At 59.7% G+C, this 12155-nt stretch carries 14 protein-coding genes; 11 read left to right on the top strand and 3 right to left on the bottom strand.

Annotation, left to right across the window (positions count from 1 at the left end; genetic code table 11):
- Nucleotides 1–2: 2 nt before the first annotated feature.
- The gene (locus tag AC6I7Z_RS02520) at nt 3–1451 is read right to left on the bottom strand and encodes a tagaturonate reductase (RefSeq protein ID WP_497813023.1); all 1449 of its coding nucleotides are present in this window, start codon (nt 1449–1451) and stop codon (nt 3–5) included.
- A 2-nt stretch (nt 1452–1453) separates the two neighbouring features.
- Nucleotides 1454–2869 carry a glucuronate isomerase gene (gene uxaC / locus AC6I7Z_RS02515; protein ID WP_497813022.1) on the bottom strand — a complete coding sequence of 472 codons (1416 nt, stop codon included), beginning with the start codon at nt 2867–2869 and terminating at the stop codon, nt 1454–1456.
- Between the two features lie 379 nt (nt 2870–3248).
- Between uxaC and AC6I7Z_RS02510 the strand changes: the two genes are divergently transcribed.
- The 11 genes from AC6I7Z_RS02510 (at nt 3249) to AC6I7Z_RS02460 (ending at nt 10656) form a co-directional block, all read left to right on the top strand.
- A complete protein-coding gene (locus tag AC6I7Z_RS02510; protein ID WP_497815382.1) occupies nt 3249–4553 on the top strand; it encodes an MFS transporter in 1305 nt (434 codons plus the stop codon).
- 107 nt (nt 4554–4660) lie between these two features.
- A complete protein-coding gene (gene exuR / locus AC6I7Z_RS02505; protein WP_497813021.1) occupies nt 4661–5428 on the top strand; it encodes a transcriptional regulator ExuR in 768 nt (255 codons plus the stop codon).
- A gap of 328 nt (nt 5429–5756) precedes the next feature.
- Entirely contained in the window at nt 5757–6434 is a 678-nt protein-coding gene (locus AC6I7Z_RS02500) for a DedA family protein (protein WP_033755000.1), read from the top strand.
- Nucleotides 6431–6793, top strand: coding sequence for an EnvZ/OmpR regulon moderator MzrA (mzrA, locus tag AC6I7Z_RS02495; protein ID WP_497813020.1), 363 nt, complete (start codon nt 6431–6433; stop codon nt 6791–6793). The genes AC6I7Z_RS02500 and mzrA overlap by 4 nt, the downstream gene beginning before the upstream one ends.
- 178 nt (nt 6794–6971) lie before the next feature.
- A complete protein-coding gene (locus AC6I7Z_RS02490) occupies nt 6972–7346 on the top strand; it encodes a DUF1090 domain-containing protein (RefSeq protein ID WP_033754994.1) in 375 nt (124 codons plus the stop codon).
- 36 nt (nt 7347–7382) lie between these two features.
- Nucleotides 7383–7688, top strand: a complete 306-nt coding sequence (locus tag AC6I7Z_RS02485) for an ElaB/YgaM/YqjD family protein (protein ID WP_497813019.1) — start codon at nt 7383–7385, stop codon at nt 7686–7688.
- A 2-nt stretch (nt 7689–7690) separates the two neighbouring features.
- Nucleotides 7691–8089, top strand: a complete 399-nt coding sequence (locus AC6I7Z_RS02480) for a phage holin family protein (RefSeq protein ID WP_497813018.1) — start codon at nt 7691–7693, stop codon at nt 8087–8089.
- Nucleotides 8086–8376 (top strand): YqjK-like family protein, encoded by a 291-nt coding sequence (locus tag AC6I7Z_RS02475; RefSeq protein ID WP_033792296.1) that lies wholly within the window; start codon nt 8086–8088, stop codon nt 8374–8376. The genes AC6I7Z_RS02480 and AC6I7Z_RS02475 overlap by 4 nt, the downstream gene beginning before the upstream one ends.
- A 208-nt stretch (nt 8377–8584) precedes the next feature.
- Nucleotides 8585–8998 carry a DoxX family protein gene (locus AC6I7Z_RS02470; RefSeq protein ID WP_033792297.1) on the top strand — a complete coding sequence of 138 codons (414 nt, stop codon included), beginning with the start codon at nt 8585–8587 and terminating at the stop codon, nt 8996–8998.
- A gap of 75 nt (nt 8999–9073) precedes the next feature.
- Nucleotides 9074–10048: a glutathione S-transferase family protein gene (locus AC6I7Z_RS02465; RefSeq protein ID WP_497813017.1), complete on the top strand. Its 975-nt coding sequence runs from the start codon at nt 9074–9076 to the stop codon at nt 10046–10048.
- Nucleotides 10049–10173: 125 nt separating this feature from the next.
- On the top strand, nt 10174–10656 hold the full coding sequence (locus AC6I7Z_RS02460) for a YlaC family protein (protein ID WP_497813016.1): 483 nt from the start codon (nt 10174–10176) through the stop codon (nt 10654–10656).
- On the opposite strand, the gene AC6I7Z_RS02455 is transcribed toward AC6I7Z_RS02460, so the two are convergent.
- A complete protein-coding gene (locus tag AC6I7Z_RS02455) occupies nt 10653–12056 on the bottom strand; it encodes an aminotransferase-like domain-containing protein (protein WP_497813015.1) in 1404 nt (467 codons plus the stop codon). The two genes, AC6I7Z_RS02460 and AC6I7Z_RS02455, sit on opposite strands and share 4 nt — an antisense overlap.
- Nucleotides 12057–12155 lie beyond the last annotated feature (99 nt).

Below are 12155 nucleotides of genomic sequence, written 5' to 3'. Positions count from 1 at the left end.
CTTTATCCCAGTGTGCTCAACGCCTCACGCATGCCGTGGGCGATGATATTTTGCAGGTGTCGGCTGACCTCGGCCGCCAGCTGAGGCTGCCGGGTCAAATCTTCGCCCCAGTGCTGCGCGTCGCTTAATACCTCGCGCACCAGCTGTTCCGGGGAGATCTGGTCGTTATTAAGGGCCTGCCAGTTTTTTTCAAAGCGCGCCAGCCAGTGCGCGTCATCCTGCAGCGGCCAGCTTTTTTCCGCCGATGCGCCGCGATAGAAGGCGATCAGCGCCGCCAGCGCAAAGGTCAGACGCGGCGGCCAGACGCCGCTCTGCGCGTGCGACGCCAGCAGCGGCGTCAGCAGGCGAGTGCGGAACTTGGTCATGCCGTTGAGCGCGATAGAGAGCAGCGCGTGGCGGATAAAAGGGTTGCGGAAACGTCGCTCGACCGCGTCGGCGAAGGCGTGCAGCTCGTTGCGCGGCAGATCGAGCGTAGGAATGATCTCCTCGCGCAGCAGGCGATCGACGAAGCCTGCAATGGCCGGATCCGCCATCGCCTCGCCGACGCTCTCCAGACCGGCCTGAAACGCCACCGGCACCATCGCGGTGTGGGCGCCGTTGAGGATAGCTACTTTCTGCGCCTTCCACGGCGCGATGTCATCCACCAGCCGCACCTGCGGCGCCAGCGCATCGAGCTTCAGCTCGTCGAACAGCGCGCGCGGCCCCTGCAGAATGAACTGGTAGTAGACCTCGCCCGCCACCAGAAAACGATCTTCATAGCCGAGCTGAGCGGCGAGCGCCTCGCTCTCCTGCGGGAAGCCGGTCACGATACGGTCCACCAGCGTGTTGTAGAACACGCAGTGCTGCGTCACCCAGGCGGCGAAGCTTTCCGGCAGCTGCCAGTGGCGCGCATAGCGCAGCACCAGCTCGCGCAGCGCGTCGCCGTTATGGTCGATTAGCTCGCAGGGAACGATCAGCCAGCCTTTATCTTCAGCGCCGCTAAAGCGCTCAAAGCGCGCCCACAGCAGCTGCGTCAGCTTGCCGGGAAAGCTGGATGCGGGCGCATCCGTCAGACGATCCGCTTCGACAAAAGCGATGCCCGCTTCGGTGGTGTTGGAGAAGACAAAGCGCATCTGCGGCGCGCGCGCCAGCGCCAGAAAATCCTCGTGCTGAACGTAAGGCTGGATCTCGCGGTTCAGGCTGCGGATCAGGCGCGTTTCGCTGACGCGTTCGCCCTGCTCGTTAAGCCCGCGGATCAGCGTGGTATAGAGCCCGTCCTGCTGATTCAGGCTGTCGCTGACGGCCCGGTTGCGCGGCCGCACCACCACCACGCCCGCGTCGGTGCCCTGATGCTGGTTCAGCCAGTCGAGCTGCCAGTCGATAAAGGCGCGCAGAAAGTTGCCTTCGCCGAACTGGATGACGCGCTCGCTGTAGGTCGCGCCGGGAAAATCGTGACGGTTTAGCCGCTGCATAATCAGGCTCCCAGCTCGATGCCGAAGTAGTCGCGCGCGTTATTGAAGCAGATGTTTTGCACCATCTGGCCCAGCAGCGCCTCATCGCCCGGCGCTTCGCCGTTCTCGACCCAGCGGCCGATCATCTGGCACAGCAGACGGCGGAAATATTCGTGGCGCGTATAGGAGAGGAAGCTGCGGCTGTCGGTCAGCATGCCGACAAAGCGGCTGAGCAGACCAATCTGCGCCAGCTGCGTCATCTGGCGCTGCATGCCGTCGAGCTGATCGTTGAACCACCAGGCGGAGCCGAACTGCATTTTGCCCGCCTCGCCTTCGCCCTGGAAGTTGCCCGCCATGGTCGCCAGCACTTCGTTGTCGCGCGGGTTCAGGCAGTAGAGGATGGTTTTCGGCAGCGCGTTATGCAGATTTTGCGCGCCCAGCAGCTTCGCCAGCGGTTCCGCCAGCGGCTGATCGTTAATCGAGTCGAAGCCGACGTCCGGCCCCAGCAGTTCGAACTGGCGGCGGTTGGTGTTGCGCAGCGCGCCGATATGGTACTGCTGCACCCAGCCGCGACGCGCATATTCGCCGCCCAGCCACACCAGCACGGCGGTTTTGAACTGCGCAATCGCCTGCGCGTCCGGCGTCTTGCCGGCGCGGCGGCCCGCCAGAATAGCGTCCAGCGTCGCGTCGTCCGCCTCGGCGTAGAGCACCACGTCGAGCGCGTGGTCCGACACTTTGCAGCCGTGTTCAGCGAAGTAGTCGAGACGCTTGCTGAGCGCGCTGCGCAGATCGTCGAAACGGCGCACGCTGACGTCGGTCAGCGACTCCAGCTTCTCAATCCAGCCCAAGAAGCCGTCCGCTTCGATATTAAAGGCTTTATCCGGACGCCAGCTCGGCAGCACCTTAACGTCGAAGCTGCCGTCCTGCGCCAGCGCGCGGTGGTGCTGCAAATCATCCAGCGGATCGTCGGTAGTGCCGACCATCTTCACGTTCATCTGCTGCATGATGCCGCGCGCGGTAAACTCATCCTGCGCCAGCAGCGCGTTGCAGCGCTCCCAGATGCTGTCGGCGGTTTTTTCAGAGAGCAAGGTGTCGGTAATGCCGAAAGGACGACGCAGCTCAAGGTGCGTCCAGTGGTAGAGCGGATTGCCGATGGTGTGCGGCACGGTGCGCGCCCAGGCGTCGAATTTTTCGCGGTCGCTGGCGTCGCCGGTGCAGAAGGCTTCCGGCACGCCGTTAGCGCGCATGGCGCGCCACTTGTAGTGATCGCCTTTCAGCCAGATGTCATAGAGGTTGGCAAAGCGGTAATTTTCGGCAATCTGCTGCGGGGGAAGATGGCAGTGATAGTCGAAAATCGGCTGATCCTTTGCGTAGTCATGATAAAGACGACGGGCAAATTCGGTATCCAGCAAAAAATCCTCGGTCATAAAACGCGACATACGTGCTTCCTCTTGGATAGAGCCTTAATGCGCTCAAAGTTATCATACCAATTTTAGCCAGCTACATAATTCTTTGAGATCTCGCTCACATAAACAGCAGCAATTCCCTGGGCTCATGGACGTTTTTGCTCTCCGCAGCGTGCTAAATGGCTGTCATTACGCAGGTTTAAAGTATCCCACATTGCAAAAGGGGCTTTTGTGATGGCTCTCAACTTTTAAAGTTGTATAACAAGTTACGCTCTCGCTCCGTAATGGCAAGGTAAACACAGGGTCGCTTTTGCGCGGCCTGCGGGCGTGGGGGTTAGGTCGGCTCACGGTTGTCCCGCTCCAGATAACAACAGCGGCAAGACCGCAGACAGAACACTGGAAGAGGTAAATGATGCGTAAGATTAAAGGGCTACGCTGGTATATGATCGGGCTGGTGACGCTCGGCACCGTGCTGGGTTATCTCACCCGTAATACCATCGCCGTCGCCGCGCCGACGCTCCAAACCGATTTGCATATCACCACCCAACAGTACTCCTACATCGTGGCGGCCTATTCCGCCTGTTATACCGTTATGCAGCCGGTCGCCGGCTATGTGCTCGACCTGCTCGGCACCAAAGTCGGCTATGCCGTATTCGCGGTGCTGTGGGCGATCTTCTGCGCCGCGACGGCGATGGCCGGCAGCTGGGGCGGATTTGCGCTGGCGCGCGGCGCGGTGGGCGCGGCGGAAGCGGCGATGATCCCGGCGGGCCTGAAGGCGAGCAGCGAGTGGTTCCCGGCTAAAGAGCGTTCCGTCGCCGTGGGCTACTTCAACGTCGGCTCCTCTATCGGCGCCATGCTGGCGCCGCCGCTGGTGGTATGGGCGATCGTGGCGCACAGCTGGCAGATGGCGTTTATCATTACCGGCGTGCTGAGCCTGCTCTGGGCGATCTGCTGGCTGGTCTTCTATAAACATCCGAAACAGCAGACCAAACTCAGCGACGAAGAGCGTCAGTACATTATTTCCGGTCAGGAAGCGCAGCATCAGACCGGCAACACCAAAAAAATGTCGGCGCGTCAGATCCTGCGCAATCGCCAGTTCTGGGGCATCGCGCTGCCGCGCTTTCTGGCGGAGCCAGCCTGGGGCACCTTTAACGCCTGGATTCCGCTGTTTATGTTTAAGGTCTATGGCTTCAACCTGAAGGAGATCGCGCTGTTCGCCTGGATGCCGATGCTGTTCGCCGATCTTGGCTGCATTCTCGGCGGTTATCTGCCGCCGCTGTTTCAGCGCTGGTTCGGCGTCAACCTGATCGTATCGCGCAAGCTGGTCGTGACGATGGGCGCGGTGCTGATGATTGGCCCCGGCACCATCGGTCTTTTCACCAGTCCTTACGTCGCTATCGGCCTGCTCTGCGTCGGCGGCTTCGCCCATCAGGCGCTCTCCGGCGCGCTGATCACCCTCTCTTCCGACGTGTTTGGCCGTAACGAAGTCGCGACCGCCAACGGTCTGACCGGCATGGCGGCCTGGACAGCCAGCACCATGTTCGCGCTGGTAGTCGGCGCGCTGGCCGATACGCTGGGCTTCAGCCCGCTGTTCGCCGCGCTGGCGGTATTCGATCTGCTGGGCGCGGTGGTGATCTGGACGGTGCTGCGCAATAAGCCCGTCTCGGAGCTGGAAAAAGAGGTAACGCCGCCTCAGGCCGCGCCGGTACGCGGCTAGCAGCGCTGACCGCAGAGCAAAGCGTCCCGCGTAATCCTTGCGCGGGACCTTTTATTTAACGGCCGCAAAGTGGTATAACAACTTTATTTGCGACACGGGAATGCGCTATGGAACCGACCGAACCTCGTCGACTTTATCAACAGCTCGCCAGCGATCTGAAAAGCCGTATTGAAACAGGCATTTATCCGGTAGGAGACAAGCTGCCTGCCGAACGCCTGATCGCGGAAGAGATGAACGTCAGCCGCACCGTGGTGCGCGAGGCGATCATTATGCTGGAGGTGGAAGGCTACGTTGAGGTGCGCAAAGGTTCCGGCATTCACGTTATCGCCAGTCAGCAGCAGAATCGCGTGATGACCTCCAGCCAGCTCGAATTCGCCAGCTTTGGCCCGTTTGAACTGCTGCAGGCGCGCCAGCTGATTGAGAGCAACGTCGCCGAGTTCGCCGCGACGCAGGTGACGCGTCAGGACATTATCGAACTGATGGCGATCCAGGAAAAGGCGCGCCAGGAAGATCACTTCCGCGACTCCCAGTGGGACATGCAGTTTCACGTGCGGATTGCGCAATCCACCCAAAACAGCGCGCTGGCGGCCATCGTCGAAAAAATGTGGCTGCATCGCCTGCATAACCCCTACTGGCTCAAACTCCACGAGCATATCGACCAGCGCAGCATCCTCAGCTGGTGCGACGACCACGATCAAATCCTCAAAGCGCTGATGCGCAAAGATCCCGCCGCCTGCAAACTGGCGATGTGGCAACATCTGGAAAATACTAAGCAGATGCTGTTTAACGCGACCGCCGACGACTTCGAATTTAACGTGGATCGTTATATGTTTGCTGAAAATCCCGTTATCCTGCCGGACGGCGCGAGCAATTAACCTTGATTCTGCTGCGTTTTCACGCAGGAAAGTCAGTTAGTCTGCAATAGTGTCAGGTCGTGTAAAGCTCCTTTTGACGGACCGCGTCAACAGGTAAAACTCCTGTGCGGCGGGCACATTCCCCTGTCTCAAACCTGTGATTTTTGTTACAGTTATCGACCTTTTCTTACCTTTTGCGACAGGGTTTAAAAATTCGCTGATTTAACAATCTATTCTGGAAGGATCCGGAAAATCCTGCACAGACTGCGCTCCTAAAACAGATAATCAACCGCCGGTCTGCGCTTATGTCTTTTAAGACGCGTTAAACAATGATGTTCAGGAATGATTGATGGATATTTTGCAAGCGTTGCTGCAGGCGTTGTGGCAACAGGACTACGAAACCCTCTCCGATCCGACGCTGGTCTGGGCCATTTACGGCGTGCTCTTCTTGATCCTGTTTCTGGAGAATGGCCTGCTGCCCGCCGCCTTTCTGCCCGGCGACAGCCTGCTGATTCTGGTAGGCGTGCTGATCGCCAAAGGCACCATGAGCTTTCCGCTTACCGTACTGGTGCTCACCACCGGCGCCAGCCTCGGCTGCTGGGTCAGCTATATTCAGGGCCGCTGGCTCGGCAACACGCCGACGGTGCAGAAATGGCTCTCTCATCTTCCCGCGCAGTATCACGCCCGCGCGCACAGCCTGTTTCATCGCCACGGCCTGTCGGCCCTGCTGATTGGCCGCTTTATCGCCTTCGTGCGTACCCTGCTGCCGACCATTGCCGGTTTATCCGGGCTGAATAACGCCCGCTTCCAGTTTTTTAACTGGGTCAGCGCGCTGCTCTGGGTGCTGATTCTGACCGTGTTCGGCTTTGCGCTGGGCAAGACGCCGATTTTCCGCCGCTATGAAGATGAGCTGATGTTCTGCCTGATGCTGCTGCCGCTGGTGCTGCTGGTGATAGGCCTGGTGGGATCGCTGGTGGTGCTGTGGCGCAAACGCCAGGCGAATCAGAACGGCAAGGGCGAGTCATGAAAATTCACGGCCCCATCCCTCGTCGCATGCTGCCCTGGCTGACTATCGCCGTGCTGCTGCTGCTGGCGATCTGCCTGACGCCGACGCTGCTGCGGCACGAAAGCGTGGTGCAGATCCGCGTATCCCATGCCGGCGGCCCGCTGCCGGACGGGTTTTACCTCTATCAGCAGCTGACGGCGCAGGGCATCCGCATTAAAAGCATTACCCCGTCGGGCGATGCGCTGATTATTCATTTCGAGAACGAAGAGCAGAGCCTCGCCGCGCAAAAAGTGCTGCGCCGCCTGCTGCCGGACGGCTTTGTGGTCGCCAGACATCCCGACTCCGCTTCCGCCGCCTCGACAACGCTAAATATCTCCTGACTCGCGATTGCCGTCCTGCGCTGGCAGGGCGGCAACAGAATAATCCGTATCCCCCCGTCTTTTTTGAACTTTTTGCAGGCGCTGTCTATGCTTAGTGGATGGCTCAGCTATCTGACACGCCAGGAGATGATCCTGTCCGCTCGCGGCAGGTCAACAACAAAGGAAGGTAATAAGCCTGATGAAACATCAACTACTTCTTGGCCTCGCGCTGTTTTCTCTCTCAGGTTCGCTGATGGCGGCGGAATCGCTCTGTCAGCAGAAAGAGCAGGATATTCAGCATGAAATTGCGATGGCGAAACAGCATAACAATCAGCGTCGCGTCAACGGACTGGAGCGCGCTCTGACCGAAGTGCGCGCCAACTGCAGCGACAATAAACTGAAAGCGTCTCACCAGGCGCGCATCAAGGCGCAGCGAGAGAAAGTCGCTGAGCGCGAGCGCGAGCTGAAAGAGGAGCGTCAGGACGGCGACGATAAGGAAAAAATCGCCAAACGCGAACGTAAACTGGAAGAAGCACGCCAGGAGCTGAAAAAGTTACAGGCGGAGCCTTATTAACCCGGACTCAACCACTGAAGCTAAAAGGAACATTACATGTCAAAAGAGACTTCATCTGAACATTTGCGTGCTGAGTTAAAAAATCTGGCGGACACTCTGGAAGAGGTGCTGAGCAGCACAACGGATAAGTCCAAAGGCGAACTGGATAAGCTGCGTCAGAAAGCGCGCGTCGCGCTCGACAGCTCGCGCGAGAAGCTGGGCGATTCTGGCGAATATCTGGCGCAGACCACGCGTGAAGCCGCGCAGAAAGCAGACGGCTACGTGCGTGAAAATCCCTGGCATGGCGTTGGCATCGGCGCGGCAATCGGCGTGGCGATCGGCATCCTGATTTCACGGCGTTAATTATGGCGGATTCACAGCAGAGCCACGGCCCCGGCAAAGGGGTCATCAACATTGGTCAGCGCATCGTCACTACGCTGGTCAGCATGGTCGAGACCCGCGTACGGCTGGCGGTGGTCGAGCTGGAAGCGGAAAAGGCCAACCTGATTCAGCTGCTGCTGATGGTTGGCCTGACCATGCTGTTTACCGCATTCGGGCTGATGAGCCTGATGGTGTTGATTATCTGGGCCGTCGATGCGCAGTATCGCCTGATGGCGATCGGCATCACTACCGGCGTACTCTTTCTTCTGGCGATTATTTTCGGCCTGTGGAGCCTGCGCAAATCGCGTCAGTCCACGCTGCTGCACCACACCCGCAAAGAGCTGGAGACCGATCGCAAGCTGCTGGAGGATGACCGCCTATGAGCCGCAGCAAACTGGAACGTGAAGCGCGTATTCATGAACTAATCGGCGAAATACAGCAGCAGCGGCTTGACCTGAGCGCGAGCCGCCGCGACTTCCTGCTAAGCACGGCGCAGTACGATCGCGGCTGGCTGACGTTCCTCAGCATGCGGCGCTATCTGGCCATCGGCAGCAGCGCACTGGCAATCTGGTCGGTGCGCAGCCCAAATAAATTTATGCGCCTGCTCAAGCGTGGATTCGGCGTCTGGAGCACCTGGCGTATGCTGAAATCGGCTCTGCCGCAGCGCTAATCCCCTCTGCATTCAGCCGGTGCGAAATCGCCGGCTTCGCTTCATCAGATTTCCTGAATATCACCTACAGAATATCTCGCTTACAACCTTTCCCCTGCGCGACTATTATCTCCAGCTATCAGCTCAGCAAACGGCAACGCCGCTTTTTGCCGGGAATTATCCAACGCAGGCGCGACTGCCCTGCCGACAATCTAGCCTGGAGTTAATGATGAAAAAATTCGAAGATACTGGTCTGCTGCTGGCGCGCATTTTAATGCCAATCCTGTTTATCACGGCCGGCTGGGGCAAAATCACCGGCTATGCGGGAACGCAGCAGTATATGGAAGCGATGGGCGTACCCGGCTTTATGCTGCCGCTGGTGATCCTGCTGGAGTTCGGCGGCGGCCTGGCGATTCTGTTCGGCTTCCTGACCCGCTTCACCGCGCTGTTTACCGCCGGCTTCACCATCCTGACGGCGTTCCTGTTCCACAGCAACTTCGCGGAAGGCGTCAACCAGCTGATGTTTATGAAGAACCTCTCTATCGCGGGCGGTTTCCTGGTGCTGGGCCTGGTCGGTCCGGGCGCGTACAGCATCGACCGTCTGCTGCGTAAGAAATCTGCGCCCGCTGCGGCGCTGCGTTAAGCACACATCTGGCGTAATGCCACATATACTTAGCAGGGCGAGGATACTCCTCGCCCTGTTTGCATTGGAGGCGATATGGGCCAACTGATTGACGGTGTCTGGCACGACACCTGGTACGACACCAAATCAACCGGCGGACGCTTTAAGCGCACTGAAGCGGTCTGGCGCAACTGGGTGACCGCGGACGGCAGCGCCGGTCCCACGGGCGACGCAGGCTTTAAGGCTGAGCGCGATCGCTATCATCTGTATGTTTCTCTCGCCTGTCCCTGGGCGCACCGCACGCTGCTGATGCGTCAGCTTAAAGGGCTGGAGTCGATGATTGACGTCTCCGTGGTGCATCCGCTGATGCTGGAGAACGGCTGGACCTTCGACGACGATTTTCCCGACGCCACCGGCGACAAGCTTTATCAGAACGAATTTCTCTATCAGCTCTATCTGCATGCCGATCCGCACTACACCGGACGCGTGACCGTGCCGGTGCTGTGGGACAAACAGCAAAACACCATCGTCAGCAACGAATCGGCGGATATCATCCGCATGTTCAACAGCGCCTTCGACGCCGTCGGCGCGCGCGCCGGGGACTACTATCCGCCCGCCCTGCGCGAGAAGATCGACGAGCTGAACGGCTGGATTTACGACACGGTCAACAACGGGGTCTATAAGTCGGGCTTCGCTACCTCGCAGGCGGCCTATGACGAGTCGGTGACCGCGCTGTTCCATTCGCTGTCGCGCCTGGAGCAGATTCTGGGGCAGCACCGCTATCTGACCGGCGACCAGCTCACCGAGGCGGATCTGCGTCTCTGGACTACGCTGGTGCGTTTCGATCCGGTCTACGTTACGCATTTTAAGTGCGATCGCCACCGCATCGGCGACTATCTCAACTTGAGCGGCTTCCTGCGCGATATCTACCAGATGCCGGGCATCGCCGAGACGGTGAATCTGCCGCATATCCGCCATCACTATTACGTGAGCCATAAAACCATCAACCCGAACGGCGTGATTTCGCTGGGACCGGCGTTTGACTGGGACGAGCCGCACGGGCGCGGCTAAACGCGCGCGCCGTTCTTACCGGGACGGCGCGCCTCAACTGTTATAAAAATTCGGCGCGTTTCTGTGTCTGCCCCGGCTAACTGTTATCTGTTCTACTGAGCAGAAAAGTGACGGTGAGGTGAACAATGGACGCCATTAAACAAATCTTAATCGACGAAATCGCGACGCTTAATCGCGAAGAGCGCCGCGATAACCGGCCGCGTTTCAGCTTCTCTTTTCTGAAAACTCATCCCGGCCTCTGGGCGCTGATGTATCTCTGCTACGGCCTGTGCGTGGCGCTGATCTTTTCCACCGAGATGCTGGGCTGGCCCGCCTTCTGGTTCGCCACGCTGTTCGTGCTGGTGATGAGCTTTTTGATGCTGCTGGATATCAACCCGAAATATCGCTTCGAGGATATCGACGCGCTGGATCTGCGCGTCTGCTACAACGGCGAGTGGTATTACGTGCAGCCGGTCTCTGAAAGCGGCGTGAAAAAGATCCTGAATCTGCCGGACGCGCCGGAAGAGGTGAAAAGCGGCATTCATCGCCTGCTGCAGCAGAAAGGCGAAGTGGATTTCTATGACGTCTATTATCTAACCTGGGGACACCAGCAGGCGGCGCAGGTTTAACCGCTCCGCTGGTCGGCAATCAGCCTGCCCAGCGTCTCAACCGCCGCCTCGGCGCGCGTATCCCACGGCCAGGCGGCGTTAAAGCGAAAACAGTGGGTAAACTCTTCGCCCGCTGAAAACAGCCGCCCCGGCGCAATGCTAATCCTCTGCTGCAACGCCTGCTGATAGAGCTGCGTGGTGTCATAGCCGCGCGGCAGCGTCACCCATAAAAAGAAGCCGCCCGGCGAATCGCTTACGCTGGCGTCCGCCGGCAGCGCCCGGCGGAGCGCCTGGCGCACCCACTCCTTGCGCCGCGCCAGCGTCTGCCGCAGTTTTTTCAAATGGGTATCGTAGCGGCGCGTGGCGAGGAAGTCCGCCAGCGCCAGCTGCATCGGCGCGCTGGTGGAGAGCGTGCTCATCAGCTGCAGCCGCTGGATGCGCTGCGCGTGCTGCCCTGCCGCGACCCAGCCGACGCGAAACCCCGCCACCAGACATTTGGAAAAAGAGCCGCAGTGCAGCACGTCGCCGCCGCGATCCCAGTATTTAGCCGGATGCGGCGCCTCAGCGCCCGTCCAGAGTTCGGCGTAAACGTCATCTTCGATCAGCGGCACCTGATAGCGCGCCAGCAGCGCCACCAGCTGCGCTTTGCGCGCCGGCGAGAGCGTGACGCCGAGCGGGTTTTGCAGCGTGGTCATCAGCCAGCACGCTTTTACCGGCCAGCGCTGCAGCGTCTCTTCCAGCTGCTGCATATCGATGCCGTGCTGCGCGTCGCTCGGCACCGCGAGCGCTTTAAGCTTGAGCCGCTCAATCGCCTGCAGCGCGCCATAGAAGGTCGGCTGCTCAATTACCACGTAGTCGCCGGGTTCGGTCAGCGCCTGCAGGCTGAGGTTGAGCGCCTCCAGCGCGCCGTTGGTGATAACGATTTCATCCGGCGACAGCGTGATGCCCTGCCGCGCGTAGCGCTGCGCCAGCATCTGTCGCAGCGCCGCGTTGCCGGGCGGAAGGTTGTTGAGCGCGTCGAGCGGCGTCAGCTGGTGGGAGACGTTGGAGAGAGAGCGCATCAGCTGGCGCTGCGGGAAGAGTTCGGGATCGGGAAAAGCAGAGCCAAACGGCACAATCGCCGGGTCGCGGATCGCCTGCAGCACGTCGAAGACAAAGTTGTTGATATCGACCTGCTCGCTAAGCGCCACCTGCGCCGGCGCGGTTTGCAGCGCGCGCGGCGCGACATAGTAGCCGGACTGCGGCCGCGAGACGATCCAGCCCTGGCTCTCCAGCACTTCGTAGGCGTGCATCACCGTCATCAGGCTCAGCCCGTGCTGCGCCACCTGCTGACGCAGCGACGGCAGCTTCATGCCCGGCGACCAGATGCCCGCCTCGATCTGCTGCTGAATTTCATCCGTCAGTTGCTGGTATTTCGCCACGGGCTGCTCCTTTCGTTGCCGGGGCGCAGTTTAGCATGGGGAGAACAGAAGCGCCGAAGGCGGCATAAGATTTGATATCAGCGATACCCAGAAAGCAAA

Source organism: Pantoea sp. X-Soil-MYKO-1289, from assembly GCF_059730625.1.
The sequence above is the reverse complement of the archived record's forward strand: the minus strand, read 5'-3'. Positions and strand labels throughout refer to the sequence as shown.

Coding starts and splice junctions, on each gene's coding strand:
- AC6I7Z_RS02520 (WP_497813023.1), bottom strand. CDS start 1,451: ATGCAGCGGCTAAACCGTCACGATTTTCCCGGCGCGACCTACAGCGAG.
- uxaC (WP_497813022.1), bottom strand. CDS start 2,869: ATGTCGCGTTTTATGACCGAGGATTTTTTGCTGGATACCGAATTTGCC.
- AC6I7Z_RS02510 (WP_497815382.1), top strand. CDS start 3,249: ATGCGTAAGATTAAAGGGCTACGCTGGTATATGATCGGGCTGGTGACG.
- exuR (WP_497813021.1), top strand. CDS start 4,661: ATGGAACCGACCGAACCTCGTCGACTTTATCAACAGCTCGCCAGCGAT.
- AC6I7Z_RS02500 (WP_033755000.1), top strand. CDS start 5,757: ATGGATATTTTGCAAGCGTTGCTGCAGGCGTTGTGGCAACAGGACTAC.
- mzrA (WP_497813020.1), top strand. CDS start 6,431: ATGAAAATTCACGGCCCCATCCCTCGTCGCATGCTGCCCTGGCTGACT.
- AC6I7Z_RS02490 (WP_033754994.1), top strand. CDS start 6,972: ATGAAACATCAACTACTTCTTGGCCTCGCGCTGTTTTCTCTCTCAGGT.
- AC6I7Z_RS02485 (WP_497813019.1), top strand. CDS start 7,383: ATGTCAAAAGAGACTTCATCTGAACATTTGCGTGCTGAGTTAAAAAAT.
- AC6I7Z_RS02480 (WP_497813018.1), top strand. CDS start 7,691: ATGGCGGATTCACAGCAGAGCCACGGCCCCGGCAAAGGGGTCATCAAC.
- AC6I7Z_RS02475 (WP_033792296.1), top strand. CDS start 8,086: ATGAGCCGCAGCAAACTGGAACGTGAAGCGCGTATTCATGAACTAATC.
- AC6I7Z_RS02470 (WP_033792297.1), top strand. CDS start 8,585: ATGAAAAAATTCGAAGATACTGGTCTGCTGCTGGCGCGCATTTTAATG.
- AC6I7Z_RS02465 (WP_497813017.1), top strand. CDS start 9,074: ATGGGCCAACTGATTGACGGTGTCTGGCACGACACCTGGTACGACACC.
- AC6I7Z_RS02460 (WP_497813016.1), top strand. CDS start 10,174: ATGGACGCCATTAAACAAATCTTAATCGACGAAATCGCGACGCTTAAT.